The 326-nt window shown below is 59.2% G+C and carries 1 pseudogene; it reads left to right on the top strand.

Features of this window, described 5'->3' with window-relative positions:
* Positions 1–326 (top strand): annotated as a pseudogene (locus HWY30_RS40950) (carboxylate--amine ligase); the annotation flags it as partial.

The raw sequence follows: 326 nt of genomic DNA, 5'->3' as shown, positions 1-326 counted from the left end.
ATGACGACCCTCGAACTCAATCCAATCCGGATGCGCGAGGATAGCAAGGGACGGCTGACACCCGTCGCCTGTGACTTCAAATGCGGCTTCGACCGTGATGACCCGCGCTGGCAGCGCCTTGACCTGCCCGCGCATCTCTTCGCAGTCGACTATTCAGACTTCGAACAGGAAATCAACCAGCTTCGCACGTATCAGGGGCAGAGCGACGTCTACGTCATTAACGCGAAGGGCAGCATTCTCGCTCCGACGTTCGGTGGCGGCGCGAACTCCCTTGTCACGCAAATGCTCGGAGACGACGCCATCATCTCGTCAGACTTCGGCGGCAA

This window comes from Paraburkholderia tuberum STM678, assembly GCF_902833905.1.
GTDB lineage: Bacteria > Pseudomonadota > Gammaproteobacteria > Burkholderiales > Burkholderiaceae > Paraburkholderia > Paraburkholderia tuberum.
The sequence above is the reverse complement of the archived record's forward strand: the minus strand, read 5'-3'. Positions and strand labels throughout refer to the sequence as shown.